20 protein-coding genes are annotated in these 19,435 nt (G+C 44.9%); 13 read left to right on the top strand and 7 right to left on the bottom strand.

Annotated features, from left to right (window positions below; genetic code table 11):
* Positions 1-39: 39 nt before the first annotated feature.
* Positions 40-420 carry a hypothetical protein gene (locus FTU95_RS04185; RefSeq protein ID WP_074383676.1) on the bottom strand — a complete coding sequence of 127 codons (381 nt, stop codon included), beginning with the start codon at positions 418-420 and terminating at the stop codon, positions 40-42.
* Between the two features lie 100 nt (positions 421-520).
* Here FTU95_RS04185 and FTU95_RS04180 point away from each other — a divergent pair, with 100 nt between their 5' ends.
* Together FTU95_RS04180 and ppa are read left to right on the top strand one after the other, a co-directional pair.
* Positions 521-919 (top strand): MAPEG family protein, encoded by a 399-nt coding sequence (locus FTU95_RS04180; RefSeq protein ID WP_005094494.1) that lies wholly within the window; start codon positions 521-523, stop codon positions 917-919.
* Between the two features lie 122 nt (positions 920-1,041).
* Positions 1,042-1,578: an inorganic diphosphatase gene (ppa, locus tag FTU95_RS04175; RefSeq protein ID WP_004975651.1), complete on the top strand. Its 537-nt coding sequence runs from the start codon at positions 1,042-1,044 to the stop codon at positions 1,576-1,578.
* 98 nt (positions 1,579-1,676) lie between these two features.
* On the opposite strand, the gene FTU95_RS04170 is transcribed toward ppa, so the two are convergent.
* Entirely contained in the window at positions 1,677-3,005 is a 1,329-nt protein-coding gene (locus FTU95_RS04170) for an OprD family outer membrane porin (protein WP_180077649.1), read from the bottom strand.
* A gap of 611 nt (positions 3,006-3,616) precedes the next feature.
* Here FTU95_RS04170 and FTU95_RS04165 point away from each other — a divergent pair.
* The gene (locus tag FTU95_RS04165) at positions 3,617-4,348 is read left to right on the top strand and encodes a TorF family putative porin (protein ID WP_005094491.1); all 732 of its coding nucleotides are present in this window, start codon (positions 3,617-3,619) and stop codon (positions 4,346-4,348) included.
* Positions 4,349-4,395: 47 nt separating this feature from the next.
* On the opposite strand, the gene FTU95_RS04160 is transcribed toward FTU95_RS04165, so the two are convergent.
* Positions 4,396-5,886, bottom strand: a complete 1,491-nt coding sequence (locus FTU95_RS04160; RefSeq protein WP_180077647.1) for a YifB family Mg chelatase-like AAA ATPase — start codon at positions 5,884-5,886, stop codon at positions 4,396-4,398.
* Positions 5,887-5,952: 66 nt separating this feature from the next.
* A complete protein-coding gene (locus tag FTU95_RS04155; RefSeq protein ID WP_005094487.1) occupies positions 5,953-6,180 on the bottom strand; it encodes an accessory factor UbiK family protein in 228 nt (75 codons plus the stop codon).
* Between the two features lie 277 nt (positions 6,181-6,457).
* Here FTU95_RS04155 and glnK point away from each other — a divergent pair, with 277 nt between their 5' ends.
* The 7 genes from glnK (at position 6,458) to FTU95_RS04120 (ending at position 12,593) form a co-directional block, all read left to right on the top strand.
* A complete protein-coding gene (glnK, locus tag FTU95_RS04150; RefSeq protein ID WP_005094485.1) occupies positions 6,458-6,796 on the top strand; it encodes a P-II family nitrogen regulator in 339 nt (112 codons plus the stop codon).
* A gap of 59 nt (positions 6,797-6,855) precedes the next feature.
* Positions 6,856-8,271 carry an ammonium transporter gene (locus FTU95_RS04145; protein ID WP_005169048.1) on the top strand — a complete coding sequence of 472 codons (1,416 nt, stop codon included), beginning with the start codon at positions 6,856-6,858 and terminating at the stop codon, positions 8,269-8,271.
* A gap of 140 nt (positions 8,272-8,411) precedes the next feature.
* Positions 8,412-8,876, top strand: a complete 465-nt coding sequence (gene nrdR / locus FTU95_RS04140) for a transcriptional regulator NrdR (protein ID WP_005094481.1) — start codon at positions 8,412-8,414, stop codon at positions 8,874-8,876.
* A gap of 2 nt (positions 8,877-8,878) precedes the next feature.
* Positions 8,879-9,967, top strand: coding sequence for a bifunctional diaminohydroxyphosphoribosylaminopyrimidine deaminase/5-amino-6-(5-phosphoribosylamino)uracil reductase RibD (gene ribD, locus FTU95_RS04135; RefSeq protein WP_005169044.1), 1,089 nt, complete (start codon positions 8,879-8,881; stop codon positions 9,965-9,967).
* Positions 9,964-11,256, top strand: a complete 1,293-nt coding sequence (locus FTU95_RS04130) for a DNA adenine methylase (RefSeq protein ID WP_005094477.1) — start codon at positions 9,964-9,966, stop codon at positions 11,254-11,256. Before ribD ends, FTU95_RS04130 begins: the two co-directional genes overlap by 4 nt.
* A 22-nt stretch (positions 11,257-11,278) precedes the next feature.
* Complete coding sequence (locus FTU95_RS04125) at positions 11,279-11,938, top strand: riboflavin synthase (RefSeq protein WP_180077645.1); 660 nt, start codon at positions 11,279-11,281, stop codon at positions 11,936-11,938.
* Positions 11,939-12,047: 109 nt separating this feature from the next.
* Positions 12,048-12,593 carry a VTT domain-containing protein gene (locus FTU95_RS04120; protein WP_005169036.1) on the top strand — a complete coding sequence of 182 codons (546 nt, stop codon included), beginning with the start codon at positions 12,048-12,050 and terminating at the stop codon, positions 12,591-12,593.
* Between the two features lie 330 nt (positions 12,594-12,923).
* On the opposite strand, the gene FTU95_RS04115 is transcribed toward FTU95_RS04120, so the two are convergent.
* Genes FTU95_RS04115 through FTU95_RS04105 form a run of 3 tightly spaced genes read right to left on the bottom strand, consistent with a single transcriptional unit; the run spans position 12,924 to position 15,428 of the window.
* Entirely contained in the window at positions 12,924-13,553 is a 630-nt protein-coding gene (locus FTU95_RS04115) for a hypothetical protein (protein ID WP_100357786.1), read from the bottom strand.
* Positions 13,554-13,579: 26 nt separating this feature from the next.
* Positions 13,580-13,987, bottom strand: a complete 408-nt coding sequence (locus tag FTU95_RS04110; RefSeq protein WP_005094466.1) for a DNA polymerase III subunit chi — start codon at positions 13,985-13,987, stop codon at positions 13,580-13,582.
* Positions 13,980-15,428: a leucyl aminopeptidase gene (locus FTU95_RS04105; RefSeq protein ID WP_180077643.1), complete on the bottom strand. Its 1,449-nt coding sequence runs from the start codon at positions 15,426-15,428 to the stop codon at positions 13,980-13,982. The genes FTU95_RS04110 and FTU95_RS04105 overlap by 8 nt, the downstream gene beginning before the upstream one ends.
* A gap of 156 nt (positions 15,429-15,584) precedes the next feature.
* Between FTU95_RS04105 and lptF the strand changes: the two genes are divergently transcribed.
* From lptF to gpmI, 3 genes are all read left to right on the top strand, one after another.
* Entirely contained in the window at positions 15,585-16,685 is a 1,101-nt protein-coding gene (gene lptF / locus FTU95_RS04100) for an LPS export ABC transporter permease LptF (RefSeq protein WP_005169028.1), read from the top strand.
* 2 nt (positions 16,686-16,687) lie between these two features.
* A complete protein-coding gene (lptG, locus tag FTU95_RS04095) occupies positions 16,688-17,758 on the top strand; it encodes an LPS export ABC transporter permease LptG (RefSeq protein WP_180077641.1) in 1,071 nt (356 codons plus the stop codon).
* Positions 17,759-17,882: 124 nt separating this feature from the next.
* Complete coding sequence (gene gpmI, locus FTU95_RS04090) at positions 17,883-19,430, top strand: 2,3-bisphosphoglycerate-independent phosphoglycerate mutase (RefSeq protein WP_180077639.1); 1,548 nt, start codon at positions 17,883-17,885, stop codon at positions 19,428-19,430.
* The last annotated feature ends 5 nt before the right edge of the window (positions 19,431-19,435 follow it).

Genomic DNA, 19,435 nt, shown 5'->3' with positions numbered 1-19,435 from the left:
AAAAAAGCGCCTGATGGCGCTTTTTTTATTTGCAGGTTTTTATTTTTTCATGAGCCAGCGGTCAAAATAAGGACGTCCTACACCGACTACTCCCAGAAAAATAAACATGGTGCCAAATTGGCGGGTAAATCCTGTCTGGTTAAAGTTGCCATAACTCAGAATATTGTCGACCACACAATAGACCAAAATGGCTACCACCCAGTGCCAGATTGGCATGCGCTTGATGCCGACGGCATAAAAGGCAATCCATAAAATGGCAAAGCTAAAGATCGGCGACCAGATATTCATATTGGCACAAATCACGGCCATCAAAAAAGCCACAATCGGCAGCACGATTTTTAATACGCGATCCACTTGACGTTGATGCTGGCGCTGTTTATCGAGGACATCGAACATTTCATTTTGCTCAGGCGCGACCATAGTGAATCCTTCTTAAGTAATAAAAAACACTCTATTTAACAAAATTTATTCACGAAACACCATGCTATGATAGATATAAAATTTTCATGAGAAAAAACAGATGCACAGCATTAGTGGGGTGATTTATCTCATTTTAGCCGCTTGTCTTTTGCCTTATGTATTTACTTTGATTGCAAAGAAATCGGCAGGCTTTAGCGCGAAAGACAATCAGAACCCACGAGAGTTTTTAGCAAAATCAACCGGGCTCTCGAGCCGTGCCAATGCGGTTCAACAAAATAGTTTTGAAAGTTTACCATTGTTTATTGCCGCTATTTTAATGGCTGAATATATGGTGGTTCCTCAAACCCTGGTCATGACCTTCGGGATAGCCTATCTGGTATTTCGTGTGTTGTACGGCATTTGTTATCTGGCCAATTGGGCGACTTTACGTTCGATCGTCTGGCTACTTTCAATTTTATGTCCTGTGGCTTTATTGCTGCTGATCATCAAGATCGTTTAAGCAATCAATTACAGTTCGCGGACATATTTACAGTTCGATATTTTAAAATCCAAAAATTTCTTTAAAAACCGTTATAATTGTCGCGGTTTTTTAAAAGATATAACTTGTTAAAGAGTGATGCTATGAGCTACAGCAATATCCCAGCGGGTAAAGATGCGCCAAACGACATCTATGTCATTATCGAAATTCCTGCCAATGCAGCACCGATCAAATACGAAATTGATAAAGATTCTGATGCATTATTCGTAGACCGTTTCATGGGTACAGCAATGTTCTACCCAGCGAACTACGGTTATGTACCAAATACACTTTCATTGGATGGTGACCCGTTAGACGTATTGGTCGTAACACCACATCCAGTAGAGCCAGGTTCTGTGATTCGTTGCCGCCCAGTGGGTAAATTGAACATGGAAGATGACGGTGGTATTGATGCGAAACTGGTTGCTGTTCCGCACGAAAAACTAACCCCAATTTATAAAGATGTTCAAGAATATACTGATCTTCCACCATTGTTGATCAGCCAAATTGAACACTTCTTCCAACACTATAAAGACTTAGAACCAGGTAAATGGGTGAAGTTAAGTGGTTGGGAAGGTGCAGATGTTGCAAAACAAGAAGTATTGAACTCAATTGAAGGTTATAAAGCAGCAAATCCATAATTTGCGCTTAGCCTGCTAAGCTTTTTATTTTAAAGCTGAGATAAAAAAACCTGCACAATTTTTGTGCAGGTTTTTTATTGGGTTTCTATTCTGAGAAATTAGAATAATTTCACAGGAATATCTAACCAGATACGCCATTCATTGGTTGAGCCAATACCTTCGCTGTTATTCACTTTTTGGTTATTGTAGCTGCTACTTGAACGCAAGTACGAGTAGCGTAAGCGTAAGCTCGCATCTTTGAAGGCACCAGATTGAACCGTGTATTTCACTTGGTTGAAAAACTCATGTTCTTCAGCTTGATCAATAATTTCAGTTTGGTTGTCGCGTTCCGCAACATCAATATCCCAACCGTAAACAAATGCACTTGTCCAGTTCAAGCCAGGTAAACCGTGGTTTTTAAAGTTGTAGTTGTATTGCAAACCTACTGATTTTTCATCATTACCGTTGAAATCAGATAAGTATGAATTTGGTACATAAATACTTTGTAGACCATCTGCATTGTATGCATAGTCATAACCTGTATTGCCAGCATTATCTTGATAAGCCAGCATTACATTGTGAACATCTTTATTGTAGGTTGCCGAAACTCCCCAAATAGTGTTTTCACGGTCTGCAAGGTTATCTGTAGTATGTGAACCTGTGGCTGCGCCAGCTTCCCATTGTGTGTTATAGGCGACAGCATCTAAGGTTACATTTGCATCGTTTGGTACAGCAAAGTTGTAATTTGCATTGGCATAATGGCGTTCTAATTTATCTTTAACGTCTACCCCATAATAAGAGGCATTAACTTGGTCGTTAAACTTGTATTTTGCGCCCCAGAAAATAGCACTGTCCAAATTTTGTTGGTCTGAGCTGATATCATTAGACCATTGGTTTTTAGTAAATTTACCGCCAATTAAGGTCAAGTCTTTAATTTCATTACTTTCAATATAAAGACCAGTGTAGTACTCAGGGGTTAAACGAGCAGTATTGCTTGCAATTACTGGAATTTCAGATACTTGTGTACCATATTTAGCTGTGGTATTCGATACACGTGCTTTTACATAAGCACCGCCACGTGCCCAATGATCATAGGCATCTTTAGTTCCATCGGCATTATCTTGACTATGAGTTGGGATCATTTGGTTACCAGTATGCCCATTTTTACCGAGTTTAAATGAAGCATCCCCAATAATCCCTGCACCAAAACCAATTACACCTTTAGTAAAGCCTGAATCTAAATTGACAATTGCTGTTTGGGCAGCAGAACTGGTGTCATTAGTGAGACCATCTTTTTTATCACGATGTACAAAACCTGTACGGAATAAAACCGAACCGTTTGCGTCTTCTACAAAGCCTTTAGATTCACTTTGTTCATTTGCATATACAGATGAAACCAAAGCAGCCTGAATCAAAACTGCCAACATTAATTTTTTTGAATTTTGCATTGGGGAGAGAGCCTTATACAAATTGATCGGAATTTTTAGGAATTGTATAAGAATTGCTGAAAAAATGTCATTTTTTATTGAGCATATTCCACTAAAGTTAAGATTTTTTACAGATTACATAAGAATCTGATTGAATATTAAGTGGTGTATTTTTTTATCTATCATATAAAATTTATTAAAAACAATATTATATTTAAATATCAAAATAATGAGCTTAAGCATCTTCATCCTAGAACTGTTCAGTCTATTTACTTTTTTAAAGTTAAAATTCTACAACAAGATCAAGAGTGGTGATGATGCACTGTTTTTTAGCATAAATTTTAATCAATATGGAAATGGGGTTAAAAAGAGGCAATATGTAAATAAATATATATTGTTTAAAAAAACAATAAGAGAGTATTGAAAAACATTTTGAGAATGAATTATCCAGCGTAAAGGTATTTTAAATATTCTATTTTTTAGTTTTAAATCAAATAATTAAAGTAGAAAGTATTTTTCTATTTTTAGCTCATTTGTATTTCTTTCTCGATTGGCATAGCTTTTGCAAAGTTTATCCCGAGTGCAATAAATGATCATAAAAACGTCTGAGGACGGTCTTGGGGAGCCATATAATGAAACTAATTTTAAAAGCCTTATCCGTTGCTGTGTTGGGTGCTGCATCTACTTTTACTTTTGCAGATGAACCTGCATCGGAACATACATTCTCTGGAAATATTGGCGTACTTTCGAGCTATAACTTGCGTGGTATCACCAATGTACCTGAAAATAAAGGCGCGACATTACAAGGTGGGCTCGATTATAACCATGCCTCTGGTTTTTATGCAGGATGGTGGGGTTCAACCCTAGATTATGGCAGCGATAATGGTAGCGAATTCGAAAATAACTTTTATGCAGGTTATAACGGTTCAATCAATGATGATTTGGCTTATACCATCGGTTTAACTTACTATTATTACTATGATGTCGGAAATACAGACTCGAATGGCTTTGAAACCATGTTAGGTCTGAGCTACAAAGATTTCGGTATAAGCGCTCAAACACTTTTGGAAGATACCGCTTGGGGCAATACTGGCGATACCTACCTCAAAGGCAGCTATAGCTATGCCTTACCTCATGATTTTAGTCTGGATACCGCACTGGGTTTGTATATTTATAAAGAAAGTGGTGATTATATTCCTGACTCAACTGAAAGCTTTGGCTTCCGTCATTTTGATATCGGTTTAAGCAAGCCGCTTGCCGATACAGGCGTAACGGCAAGCATGAATTATATTCTGGGTGGTTATGATCGTAATGATGTAAAACAAAATAATAAAGTGGTCTTCGGGTTGGCTTACAGCTTCTAATTTCCTCTAGATAAAAAGCGACCTCAGGTCGCTTTTTATCTGTTGATTTAGATCTGTTGCTGTCCCCGATAAGACAAAGCTTCAGACAGATGCTGACTCTGGATTTCTGTGCTTTGATTTAAATCAGCAATAGTACGTGCCACCCGTAATACCCGATGATAGCCACGTGCGGATAAATTCAGTTTTTGTTGAGCCAGTTCAAGCATATTCTGGGCAGTCGGATTTAAACCAGCATAATGTTCTAACTGTTTTGGACTCAAACTCATATTCAAGCTATTTTGCCGTTGCATCTGAATCTCATAAGCTGCTATCACGCGTTGTCTGACCGTTTCAGAGTCTTCTGTCGGCCGATTATCCTGTAACTCATGCGCCTGTAGGGGCGGTACATCAATATGTAAATCAATCCGATCCAGCAGCGGCCCTGAAATCCGGTTCTGATAGCGCTTGATACTGTCAGGCGAACATTGGCAGCGAATATCCTGATTAAAGGCATAACCGCATGGGCAGGGATTCATGGCAGCCACCAGCTGAAAATTGGCTGGAAAAGTGATCTGACGTGATGCACGAGAAATCACAATTTCTTTGGCTTCCAGAGGCTGGCGCAAAACTTCCAGTACCTTTCGATCAAATTCAGGCAATTCATCCAGAAATAACACGCCCAAATGCGCCAGCGTAATTTCACCCGGTTTGGGGTGTGAGCCGCCACCGACCAGTGCAACAGCAGAAGCAGTATGATGCGGTGCTCGAAACGGCCGCTGGCCAAAAGGATGATTAGCATTGGCGACTGAATAAATACTGGCAACTTCCAGATTTTCCTGGGTTTTTAAAGGCGGTAAAATACTGGCCAATCGAGATGCGAGTAAGGTTTTTCCTGTCCCCGGTGGTCCTCGAAACAGCAGGGAATGGCCACCCGCTGCTGCAATTTCCAGTGCACGCCGTGGCCGCAATTGGCCTTTGACATCGGCAAGATCACATTTATAAAAATGGTTGGTATCGACTGGGATGGTTTGTATTTCTGCTAAGCACTGCGTCTGAGCAAGATGCTCACACACCTCTTTTAGATGATTGGCAGCAAAGACCTTAAAGTCCGGGAGTTGGCAGGCTTCTTGTGCATTCGGACCCGGCAGCATCAGTTGATGCTGATCATGTTGACAGGCAATCGCAATGCTCAGGATCCCTGTGACTGGGCGAAGTTGACCATCGAGAGCCAATTCTCCAATAAACTCAAGATCATCGGTGCAGTTTTCCGGAAGCTGTCCGGAGGCGACCAAAATACCTAAAGCAATCGGTAAATCCAGACGCGAACCATCTTTCGGTAGATCTGCTGGAGCCAGATTAATGGTCAGGCGTTTGGTCGGAAACTGAAAGCCACTATTTAAAATGGCAGAACGCACCCTGTCTTTACTTTCCCGGACTGCGGCTTCAGGAAGCCCCACAATCGTGAGTGAAGGCATGCCGGAACTGACATGAACCTCGACTTCAATTAAAGGCGCGTGCAGGCCAAGCAAGCCTCGCGTATAAATTTTGGCAAAAGACATTATTATTGTTCCAATTTAGTGCATTATTTTTATCGGTCTTAGGTCTTTTGTGCACTGTACTTGTGCTTATTTTTTATTCGAAATTTTATCTTCTAAGGCTTCAACCTGTTTCAGCAAATCATTGAGGCGATGATTGGCATTATCGAGGGCAGTACGTTGACGTTCAATTTCTTCTTTGGACACCAGATCCATTTTTGTCACAGCTTCATTTAATAGAGCACGAATATTCTGTTCCAGATCTTTCTTAGGTTGTTCAACTTGCTGCAAAATTGCTTGTAATAGGGTTTCAATCATTGTCTGATCCATCGCCATCGAAAGGAAGCGACAGTTTAGCATTGCTCGAATACAGACCCTAGTATTTCAGACAAAATATAGGCTTAATCGATAAGAGATATTGTAAAAATCCACATAAAAAATGTCGGTTTTTTAAAGATTCAAAACCTTTATAAGTATAAAATAAGGTATAAATAAACCGCATGCCGGGCTTTCTAATTTCCCCCGACCTTAGGAATCTTGGCATGAAATTTGAACGTAAAACCTTACTGGTGAAATAAGCCGAAGGAAAACAAACATGAAGCTCGTAACTGCAATCGTAAAACCTTTTAAATTGGATGATGTTCGTGAAGCATTGTCTGAAATTGGTGTTCAAGGCATCACTGTAACTGAAGTGAAAGGCTTTGGTCGTCAAAAAGGCCATACTGAACTCTATCGTGGTGCTGAATACGTTGTAGATTTCCTGCCGAAAGTCAAAATTGAAATCGCGATTAGCGATGACATGGTTGACTCCGTCATTGAATCTATTACGCGTGTTGCTAGCACTGGAAAAATTGGTGACGGAAAAATTTTCGTGACGAACTTAGAACAAGTCATCCGTATTCGTACAGGTGAAACAGGTGCAGACGCTGTTTAACTTGGCACGAAGTTTGCTGAGTACCTAAGAACTCACAAAAACTTGGTTGGGGGATACGAATGAAAAAAATGCTACTTGCGTTCGGCATGGCCGGCGCACTTTTTGGTGGTTCTGTTGCATGGGCTGAAAATGCTGCAACAGCAACACCACCCGCAGAAGACATTGTGCTTGTTGAAGAAACAGGCGAAACCACACTGAATAATACGGCAGATACTCCAGCAGCAATTGCTGAAGCAGCGCCAGTTGAAACAGCAGTACCTGCAGAAGAAGAAGCAACATTAGATACAGGTGATACTGCCTGGGTTTTAACGTCCACCGCATTAGTTTTACTCATGACCATTCCGGGTCTAGCACTCTTTTATGGCGGTATGGTCCGTAAGAAAAACGTCCTGGCGACCATGGCGCATAGCTTTATTGCCGCTGCAGTCGTCAGCATTGTCTGGGTGATTATCGGTTATACCCTGGCCTTCGGGGAAGGAAATGCCTTCATTGGTAGCTTGGACAAATTTATGTTGGCCGGTATTACCACAGAGGCGCTTTCAGGCACCATTCCTGAAATTCTGTTTGTCATTTTCCAAATGACTTTTGCCATCATTACCGTTGCAATTATTAGTGGTTCGATCGCAGAACGGATGAAATTTGGTGCTTTCGTTGCTTTCATTGCACTTTGGGTGGTGATTGTCTATGCGCCGATTACTCACTGGGTCTGGGGCGGCGGCTGGTTGGGTAATGACGGTGCGCTCGATTTTGCTGGTGGTACAGTGGTTCACATCAACTCGGGTGTTGCCGGTCTGGTAGCAGCGTATATGCTGGGCAAACGTATGGGCCTGGGCCGTGAATCGATGGCGCCACACAACTTGACCCTTACTGTGGTGGGTGCATCTTTACTTTGGGTGGGCTGGTTCGGTTTCAACGGTGGTTCTGCCTTGGGTGCGAACGGCTCTGCAGGTTATGCGCTGGTGGTGACTCAGGTGGCAGCGGCAGCGGCAGCGCTCTCTTGGCTGATTACTGAAAAACTGGCACGTGGCAAAGCATCTGTATTAGGCGGCGTATCGGGTGCAGTTGCTGGTCTGGTGGTGATTACGCCAGCCGCAGGTTTTGTGACGGTCGGTGGTGCATTGGCGATGGGTCTGATCGGTGGTGTGGTGTGTTTCTGGGGGATTACTGCGCTGAAACGTGCCTTGAAAGCCGATGATTCTTTAGATGCGTTTGGCCTGCATGGTGTAGGTGGTGTGGTCGGTGCAATTTTGACCGCTTTTTTTGCCAGCGAATTCATTATGGGGGATGCTGCGCCAGCCAACATGATGAGCCAGCTTTGGGTTCAAGTTGAAGGTGTACTTGCGACCATCGCTTACTCTGCCATCATGACCTTCATCATCCTGAAAGTGATTGACTTGATCATTGGTATCCGTGTCGCATCTGATGATGAGCGCATGGGTCTGGATTTGAGCCAGCATGGTGAACGTGTCGAATAATAATAAACACACAATAATCAATATATAGTGCAAAACAGCCCAAATGGGCTGTTTTTTTTCTATATGTTGCGTAAGACTCTACAAAGTTTGCAATTTTTGCTACACTCGGAATCCATCTGGATTTGTTCAATTAAACCGCTATGCATTGCCCATTTTGCAATACTGCCGACAGTAAAGTGATTGATTCACGCCTGGCAGCTGAAGGCTGTCAGATTCGTCGTCGCCGTGAATGTGTCAGTTGTAATGAACGTTTTACGACTTTTGAAAGTTATGAAGTGGTGATGCCGCGCGTGATTAAATCGGATGGCAAGAATGAACCCTTTGATGAAGCCAAATTACGTCGTTCCCTGATGCATGCCTTGCAGAAACGTCCGGTAACCCAAGAGCAGATTGAAACAGTTTTGAGCGATATCCAGTTACAGATTCGCCGTTTGGGTGAGCGTGATGTGAAATCGCGTACCATCGGTGAAATTGTCATGCAGTCTTTATTCGCACTCGATCACGTGGCCTATGTGCGTTTCGCTTCGGTTTATCAGGATTTCCAGGATGTTGAAGCTTTTCGTCATCAAATTGAACAGATGCAACAGCGAGAATCACAAGAATAAGCATGTCTGAACTGAATCAAGATCAAGTCTGGATGCGCCGCGCAATTCAGCTTGCCCAGCAAGGTCAATACTCGACCAAGCCCAATCCGAATGTCGGCTGTGTCATTGTCAAAGATGGCGTCATTATCGGTGAGGGTTTTCATCCTCAAGCAGGGCAGCCGCATGCTGAAGTATTCGCGCTGCGTCAGGCTAGTGAGCAGGCACGTGGTGCAACCGCGTATGTCACTTTGGAGCCGTGTGCGCATTATGGGCGAACGCCGCCATGTGCCAAGGGTCTGGTTGAAGCTGGTGTGGCTAAAGTGGTCGTGGCCTGTCCTGATCCAAATCCGCTGGTGGCGGGCAAGGGTGTACAGATTTTAAAAGATGCCGGTATCGATGTTGAAGTCGGGATTGGTCAGGAACAAGCGCATCAGCTGAATCAAGGTTTCCTGAAAGCCATGGCGACCGGCATGCCGTATGTGCGACTTAAAATTGCATCCAGTCTGGATGGCCGTACGGCGATGGCATCCGGTGAATCGAAATGGATTACCGGAGCCGAGGCGCGTCAGGACGTGCAGTATTGGCGGGCCATTTCCGGTGCAGTCATCACTGGGATTGAAACAGTTCTGGCCGATGACTGTCAGCTGAATGTGCGGCAACTCGATGGCATTGAAGATATTGAAACAGTAGTACAGCCCAAGCGTATCATTTTGGATCGTCAGGGGCGTTTGCCATTAACGGCGAAAATTCTAGCGCAAGCCGACACCGTGTTGGTGATGGGACCTTTTCGGCAAGAGCTGGCCGATCTGGGTGTGTTACAATTGCCGGTACAGCCTTTAAAACAATTATTGTCCCAGCTGGCTGAGCAGCATCAGATTTATGATGTCTTGGTGGAAGCAGGGGCGACCTTATCTACGGCATTTTTACAAGAACAATTGGTTGATGAACTGATCAGTTACGTTGCACCGACCTTATTGGGTCAGTCTGCACGTACTATGTTTAATGCAGAATTCAGCCTTATGGCAGAACAACTCCGATTTAAGCTGCGCGATGTGACCCGCTTGGGTGATGACGTGCGCTTCAGGTTAATTCCTTTTCAAGAGACACTATGAGTTCAGAGTCTACGGTTTATCATAAACGTCGCCATGCGGCACGTACCACCGATGAATATCTTTTCCATCAGCTGGTTCCTTATCTGGGCAACAAACGCCGTTTATTACATTTGATTCTGGAAGCACTTGAAATTACAGGAACTCTGAAGCGTGAAGATGGCCGTGCGCCGATTTTTGCTGATTTTTTTGCTGGTTCTGGTGTGGTATCACGCTTAGCCCGTCAAAATGGTTATCGCGTGATTGCCAATGACTGGGAACCCTATAGCCATGCATTGAATCATGCGGTGCTGGCCTGTACTGAAGCACCGGCGTTTAAAGAATTGGGTGGCTATCAGAAAGCCATTGATTATCTGAACCGTCTGCCGGAAGTGAAAGGCTGGGTCACGCATAACCTGTGTCCGCGCAATGATGAAATTTATGATCCCGCCCGTGACCGTTTGTTCTTTAAACGTCGTAACGGCATGCGTATTGATGCGATTCGTCAGCAGATTGCAGCTTGGCAGGCCCAAGGTGCCATTGACGATGTAGAGATGTCTGCCTTGCTGGCACCATTACTGTATTCAGCCAGTTTTGTCAGCAATACCTCGGGCGTTTTCAAGAGTTTCCACCACGGCTGGGGCGGAAAAACCCAAACGGCGCTGGAACGGATTGAATCTTTACTGTGGCTGACCCCAAGCCGCTTTTGCGAGTCGGATCAGAAGAAAGGTATGGCTGCCGAAATGTGGTGTGTCGATGCCCAGCATCTGGCCAATCAGATGAGCGGTTTTGAAGTAGATGTGGCTTATCTGGATCCACCGTATAATCAGCATGCCTATAGCAGTAATTACCATGTCCTGAATGCTTTGACCTTATGGGATCAGGCCGATTTACCGACGCCAGATACCAAGGGCTTCAAGAGCGGGATTGACCGGGCATGGCGCAAAGAGCGTCCGAGCCAGTACAACTCTTCCAAATATGCCAAAGAAGCCTATGAAAACTTGTTGGCGACCATCAATGCGCGTTTCATTCTGACCAGTTATTCAACGGATGGTAATATCAGCGCCACTGATTTATTGCAGGCCAACCTGAAACGTGGCCGGGTGACCTTGCTGACTCAGGATGTACCACGTTATCGGGTCAGCAAACAGCGCCAATCTGAACGTGCACGCGTACTGGAATTTATTGTGATTACCGATACCCATGCCAGGTCAGGTCCACCGATCCGTCAACTCCTCAGCCAGTTGCATCATTATGCAGAATTGGGCGGTGTGGATACCACCGGTGTCAGTACCCAGTTGGCACTCTGGTAAAAGAATAGAAAAGGAAATAAAAATGTTTACAGGTATTATCGAAAGCCTTAGCAAAGTAGACAGTCTGCAAAGTGTGGGTGGTGATGTACGTTTACGTATCCAGACTGACCTGGACATGTCGGATGTACATCTGGGTGATTCTATTGCTACAAATGGCATCTGCCTGACAGTCATAGACTGGGGCGAAAACTGGTATGCAGCTGATGTGTCCCGTGAAAGTCTGAACCGGACGACACTGGGCAACTGGAAAGCCGGTCAACCTGTTAACGTCGAAAAAGCCATGTTGCCGACCACGCGTTTTGGCGGCCATATTGTTTCAGGTCATGTCGATGCAGTCGGCGAGATCACTTTGGTGCGTGCAGATGCACGCTCGATTTATTATGAAGTCACTGCACCGGCTGAAATTGCCAGATATCTGGCAGAAAAAGGTTCGGTCACAGTCGATGGTATTAGCCTGACCATTAATCACTTGCGTGGCTGTGTGATTAGTCTGAACTTGATTCCGCATACGGCTGAACGTACCAATATCAGTACCTGGAAAGTGGGTAGCAAGGTCAATCTGGAAGTGGATGTGCTGGCACGTTATATCGAGCGTTTATTGCTCGGTGATAAAGCCGCAGATACCACTGAACAGTCTAAGATCAGCATGGATTTTCTGGCTGAAAATGGCTTTTTAAAATAAGCGGAATGCTTAAATACTGAACAGTCTGATTGAAAAATTAGACTGTTTTTTTATTTTTCGGGATAATCAGCAATTCAATTTGCAAATATTGCCTTGGTGGACGGGTCGAATGCTCGATTTTTTACTCAACTTGGAACAGTCATTACCGCTATTGCTTGATCAATATGGGGTATGGATCTACGCGATCCTGTTTCTGGTGATTTTTGCGGAAACCGGCTCAGTATTTTTCTTTTTTCTGCCCGGTGACAGTTTATTGCTGGCTGTAGGAGCTTTGTGTGCCAGCAGCGATATATTGACCCTGCATTCGATGGGATTACTGCTCTTTACTGCATCGGTACTCGGCTACACCGTGAATTATTACACTGGAAAAGTGCTGGGTCTAAAATATTTTAATCGGCATTCACGCTATTTCAAGCCGGAATATATGGTGAAAACCAATCACTATTTTATGAAACATGGCGGTAAAACCATTCTGATTGCCCGTTTTATTCCCTTTGTTCGTTCATTTGGTCCTTTTGCCGCCGGTTCAGCCCATATGAGTTTTGCCACATTCAGCTTTTATAATATTACGGGTGGTATTCTCTGGATTGGTACTTTATTAACTATTGGCTATTTGCTTGGAAATGCTGCCTTTATGCTGGCCGATGTGCTCTAAAAGATCAAATTAAAAATCCGAATCAGCCGAATGCCAGTCAGTTAAGCAATTGACTGGCATTTTCTTTTTTAAATTCATGATTATATTTGATGGGTGGAAAAGTCATCCGCAACTGTTTGAGGTATGCGGTGTATTGCACCGCGAGATGTCCTCCTTGCGAAGCTCTGCTTCTCATTTGGGCAAAACCAAATTAACCAATAATTTACAGATGTTTGATGTAAAACCTTAAGGTTTCGTCGTGAACGGCTAAACAGTTAAAGCATCTATTTCTAAACTCCTTAACTGATCAGCATTACCGAATGAGCGGACTTTCTATATGAATTGGGATTTTTAATCAGGTCTCACTTGCTCGGAAAATTCTGAATTTTTCAGTATGTAGTCGATTTCTTCTTGGGCCGCCACACGCATTTGTTCTCTTAGTGCATTGATGGTCTGTTCAATCACCGTTTCTGCTTCAAGTTCCAGACGCAAACGCACACTCTCTAATTCAGATAAAATGGTGTGGTCTTCAATCTGGATACGACCTTGGGCAAAGTCAAAACTATGCTCAGGATTTTTCTGATAACGGGCAACATAGTGCTGCATTTCTGTCTTTAGACTGAGGTTTATGTCAGCGAGGGCTTGGGTCTGTTCAGCAAATTTACGTTGTTCATCCTGATATAGCTGTGCAATCGCAGCCTGCTCTGCAGCACGTTTATCGGCCAAGGCCTGTTCGAGTGCCAGCTGTCTGCGAATACGTGCAGCCTCAATCAATTCAGCCTTGCGCTGCGCATAGGCTTCTTCAATCTTGCGTTCAGATTCCTGCTGTAAGCGCTGATCACGAATCTGCCATTCTTCTAAAGAGGTTTCAGGCTTTAAAATGTCACAGATCCGAGAGAGGTCATCGATAAAGGTCTGACGTACAGCTTCCGGCACATTTAACCAGCGCTGTTTAAAATCTGGACCTACATTTAATGCCACATGCCTCTCCTTGTGGGTGATATCGGTTAAAGCTTATGGGTGTTGGGCTCAATACCTAAACGACGATATTGTTTGAATTTTTCACGACCCAGCTGTTTAGCCGTTTCATGGTTTTCAATGATCTCAATAATGTGACTAAATTTTGCGTAAGGTTCAAGTGCTTCCGGATTAAAATTGAAAATAATCCAGTCGGACTGTTCAGGCAATGTTGCCGAAATACACACGCTCGCCTCAGGCTGATCAATGCCATGCGGAATAAAACTCGCGCGATCAAAGCTCCACAGGCGTTCATCCAGCTGCTGTTGTAACGCTGCATCGGCACATAGTAACCAGATCCGCGCCGGCTGGCGCAGAATCTTGCGGCATAAACGACAAGCACTTTCGACTTGTCGTTCAGGACTTTTTTCAAATAAATAAAAGCTGACCTTAGCCATTCGTTTGAACGCGGTTGGCCAGGAACTGCATCAATAATGGCACTGGACGCCCAGTTGCGCCTTTATTGGCACCTGAGTTCCATGCTGTACCTGCAACATCCAGATGTGCCCAGCGATATTCACGGGTAAAACGTTGCAAGAAGCAGGCTGCAGTGACAGAACCAGCTTTTGGGCCACCGATATTGCCAATATCGGCAAATGGTGAATCGAGTTGTTCCTGATAGTCATCTATGACCGGCATACGCCATACCCGGTCAAATGAATGCTGGCCGGCAGTTTCCAGTTCTGCTGCCAATTTATCATCTGGTGTGAACAGACCTGTCAGCACGGAACCCAAAGCCACCACACATGCACCGGTCAAGGTCGCAATATCAATCACCAGAGCAGGGTTGAAACGTTTCACATAGGTCAGGGTGTCACATAACACCAGACGACCTTCGGCATCGGTATTCAGGATTTCAACCGTTTGACCGCTCATCGTCGTGACGATATCACCTGGACGAGTGGCTTTACCAGAAGGCATATTTTCTGCTGCGGCAATGGTTCCTACCACATGCAGAGCTAAGCGGGACTCACACAATGCACGCATGGTACCCAGTACAGAGGCTGCACCGCACATGTCGTATTTCATTTCATCCATACCTGCGCCAGGTTTGAGTGAAATACCACCGGTATCAAAGGTAATGCCTTTACCGACCAGTACCACTGGCGCTTCACTACGCTCTGATTGATATTCAATGCTGATAATACGACCCGGACGCTCTGAACCCTGGCTGACTGCAAGGAAGGCACCCATGCCTAAATATGCCATCTGTTGTTCATCCAGTACCGTGACTTTCAGTAAATCCGGATATTCAGCAGCCAAGGCGATGGCCTGATCTGCCAGATATTCCGGGAAACAGATATTGCCCGGACGGTTGCCCAGATCACGTGCCAGGTTTTGCCCGCTCTGTACTGCTTGAACCAGTTGCAGCTGTTCTGTCGTTAAAACGCTATGCGTGGCAATCAGGTCGATCTGTTCAAGTACAAATTCATTCTTTTTCGACTTATATTCATCATAACCATAGCTGGCTTGGGTCAAAGCCAGAGCAAACAGATAATGCAATTCTTGTGGAAGTTGTGTCAGGTCTACAGAAATCTGTTTGAATTTTTTTTGAGTGGCCTGAATAATAGTCTGGGCAATTTTTGCGAGTTTTGCTGGTTGCAATTCAGCGACTTTGCCTAAACCGATCAGTGCTGCATGGCTGGACTGGCTGACTTGGCCAATCAGGCTCAGACTTTCAGCCAAAGCTGCTTTGAACTGAGATGCTTCAATTAATCTGTCTAAATTGTTGATTTGATAGGTTGAGGTGGTATTTTGAAGTTGTTCTGAGTCAACTAAAATCAACAAAGATTGACTTGATCCATTCTCTGGGAATGACGTATTAATTGTAAGTTTCATATTCTGTTTTCACGCCTGTCTAGATTTGTAAATCATTCAGTCATTGAACCATTTATCTGAATAGAGTTTCAATGGGTAGGGCCGTGTAGGTTTTATATTTTTGCTATTCGGGTAAACTAGCACTCGTTTTATAGACCTTATTTTGGAAGAATTAATTTGATTATTCGGCGTTATCTGGTCAAGCAAGTTGTCTCGACATCCTTGGTGGTGATTGCCTTATTGACCTTGATCATGATGGGTGGCCGACTGATCAAGTATTTTGGTGTCGCAGCGCAAGGCCGTCTGGATGCAGGCATTTTATTTAGCATCATTGGCTACCGTTTGCCTGAGTTTTTGACCTTAATTCTTCCGCTCGGTTTCTTTATTGGCCTGATGCTGGTATTTGGCCGTTTATATGTCGACCATGAAATGGCGGTGATGAATGGCAGTGGTGTCAGCCGGCATCAATTGGCGCGCCTTCTGGTGCCGATGACCTTGGTGTTTCTCATTGCCCAAGCCGGCTTGATGCTCTGGGCAGCGCCATGGGGAATCCGCCAGTTTGAAGCGCTGACCACCAGTCAGGCGGTACGCACCGGCTTTGATCTGGTACGACCCAAAGAATTTATTTCCTCTGGCCCCTATACCATTTATGCCGGTGATCTGTCCGAAGACCGTAAAAACTTAAAAGATATTTTCTTCTATCAGCGAGCAGAAAAACCCGGTAAACCGGATGTGATGATTCTGGCCCAGGAAGCCACCCGCATTGAGGTGCCAAATGATGCGGCCAATGTGGTCGATCTGATTCAAGGTCGCCGTTATGAAATCTATCCGGGCACTCCGCAATATACCCAGGCTGAATTTGCAAGCTATCGTCTGCGTTTAGAAAATGATGAGGAAGCACAGTTTGCCAGTGCTGAAGTTGAAGCCCTGCCAACCTCGCAATTGTGGCAGAACCGTCAGGATCCTGTGGTGGCCAGTGAATTAGGCTGGCGGGTATTTGTACCATTTGCGATTCTGATTGCTTTGATTCTGGCCGTGGCCTTGTCTGAAGTGAGTCCACGCCAAGGTCGTTATCTCAAGTTATTTCCGGCGCTCATGATTTTTGCCAGTCTGATTGTGGCGTTAATGGCCGTGAAAACCCGGATCAGTAAAGAGGAAATGGGGATCTGGGCTTATCCATTGATCCTGATTGCTTATGCGATTGCGGGTGCCTTGTTCTCACGTAAACAGAATTTGGCCCCGAAAATCAAGAAACAGATTCAGCGAGTGAGGTCTTAATAATGTTGGCACGTCGTATAGTTGCAAAACATGTGACCCAAACCACTGCGCTGGCGATGCTGGGTGCAACCGCTGTGTTGGCGGGTTTACAGGTGTTATTTACTTATCTGGGTGAGCTGGGTTCACTAAAAGAAGGTTATGGCGCCTGGGATGCCTTGAAATATGTGCTCTGGGGTGCTCCGAATTATCTTTATGAAATTCTGCCGATCTCGGCGCTGATCGGTGCGGTTTTAGGTTTGGGCACATTAGCCTCAAATAGTGAACTGATTGTGATGCGCTCGATCGGGATCAGTCTGTGGCGGATTGTCGGCTGGGTGATCCGTTCAGCATTACTGCTGGTGGTCTTGTCATTTGCCTTGAGCGAGTGGGTGATTCCTTATACCAATGAACAGGCCAAGAGCGTAAAAAGTTCGAGTAAAGCCGCGCAACTGGGCGAAGTACGGGGTTACTGGACACGGGAAGGGCAGCGCTTTATTTATATTGATTATGCCAATTCGCAAGGCCAGCTGAAAAATGTACAGATGCTGGATTTTGATGACGATTATCGCTTGCGCGGCACCTTGCAGGCAGATCAGGGCGAGTTCGTCAAAGATGGCTCCTGGACGCTAGGCAACACCGAGCAGTTCGATATTTTACAAAATGGTAATGCCACCCTGATCAAGCAGCAACAGCAACCCTTGGCGCTGGCCTTGCAGCCTAAATATGTGCATATGGTCACCATCGATCCTGAAGACTTGTCACCGAGCCAACTGGTCAGTTTCACAAGTTATATGCATGAATATAGTCAGGTGCCAAAAACCTATCAACTGGCTTTCTGGCAGAAACTCGGTTCTCCTTTTGCCCTGATTGCACTGGTGGTGATTGCCTGTTCATTTATTTTTGGGCCGCTGCGTCAGCAATCCATGGGTTTTCGTCTGGTGATTGCCTTATTTGCCGGTCTGGGCTTTTTCTATCTGCAGGATTTCCTCGGTTATGCCAGTCTGGTCTATGCACCATCTCCGGCATGGTTTGTCTTTATTCCGATTCTGATCATGTTCGGTATTGGGGGTTACCTGCTGCATCGGGCACGCTAAGACCCAGGAAAATAGAACAAATCAATCGCGATGAGTGGCTTAAACCATACTCTGGTCATGGCCTCTTTTTGCAAACTTCGCTAAAATAGAGCGATTAATTCGTAGACGAACAGAGTATTTCATTATGACGGATGCAACTGCTGGCAAAATCCCTCACGTTTTGGTGATTATGGATGGTGTGGGTCATCGCGAAGCGGTCGAAGACAACGCGTTTTTAGCAGCTAAACGACCAAATTTAACTGCAATGCAGGACAAGCATCCGCATGGTTTGATCTCGGGTTCAGGCGAAGATGTTGGTCTGCCAGATGGCCAGATGGGGAACTCGGAAGTCGGACATATGAACCTCGGTGCAGGTCGTGTGCTGTATCAGGATTTTACCCGGATTACCAAAGACATTCGTACCGGTGATTTCTTCAATCATGAAGTACTCGTCGATGCGGTTGAAAAAGCCAAAGCTTCAGGTGGTGCAGTGCATTTGCTCGGCCTTTTATCTCAAGGCGGTGTGCATTCGCATGAAGACCATATTGTTGCGATGGCTGAACTGGCACTCAAACGTGGTGTCAAAGTTTATTTGCATGCTTTCCTGGATGGTCGTGATACGCCGCCACGAAGTGCCCAGCCGTCATTGGAAAAACTGGATGCGCTGTTTGCACAATATCCAGGTCAAGGTCGTATTGCCAGCATGATTGGTCGTTACTTCGCGATGGATCGTGACAACCGTTGGGATCGCGTCGAACAGGCCTATCGTTTATTGACTGAAGGCGAAGCGGCCCGTACAGCTGCCACCGCAGTTCAAGGTCTGGAACAGGCTTATGCCGCAGATGAGTCGGATGAATTTGTCAAAGCCACCCGCATTGGTGAGCTGGCAAAAATTCAGGATGGCGACAGCGTGGTCTTCATGAACTTCCGTGCCGATCGTGCCCGTGAATTGACTCGCGCATTTGTAGAAAAAGATTTTGCTGGATTTGCACGTAAAGTGGTGCCGAACTTAGCCAAGTTTGTGATGTTGACGCGTTACCAAGCAACGATTGATGCGCCTGTGGCCTATATGCCAGAAGCGTTGGTCAACTCGATTGGTGAATACCTGTCAAATCTGGGTAAAACCCAATTGCGTATTGCTGAAACTGAAAAATATGCACACGTGACGTTCTTCTTTAGTGGCGGTCGTGAAGATGAATATCCGGGTGAAAAACGTATCCTGATTCCATCGCCAAATGTAGCAACTTATGACATCAAACCGGAAATGAGTGCTTATGAAGTGACTGATGAGCTGGTCGCTGCGATCAATTCAGGCGAATTTGACCTGCTGGTGGTGAACTATGCCAATGGTGATATGGTCGGTCATACCGGTGTTTTTGATGCCGCAGTGAAAGCGGTTGAAGCGGTCGATACCTGCTTAGGCCGGGTTTATGAGGCGGTGATGGCGCAAAAAGGTCATATGCTTATCACTGCCGATCATGGTAATGTAGAGCAGATGCAGGACTATCACAGTGGTCAGGTGCATACTCAACATACCACTGAATTGGTTCCATTTATTTATGTAGGTCCAACTCAGGCCACGATCGCAGAAGGTGGCGTATTGGCAGATGTCGCACCGACCTTATTAAGTCTGATGCAAGTTCCAGTCCCTGCGGAAATGCAAGGTCGCAACCTGATTAAACTGAATCAATAATTTTC

The sequence above is a fragment of the Acinetobacter sp. YH12208 genome, assembly GCF_013418055.1.
In the GTDB taxonomy this organism is placed as follows: domain Bacteria; phylum Pseudomonadota; class Gammaproteobacteria; order Pseudomonadales; family Moraxellaceae; genus Acinetobacter; species Acinetobacter pseudolwoffii.
This window is presented reverse-complemented; position numbering and strand designations above follow the sequence as displayed.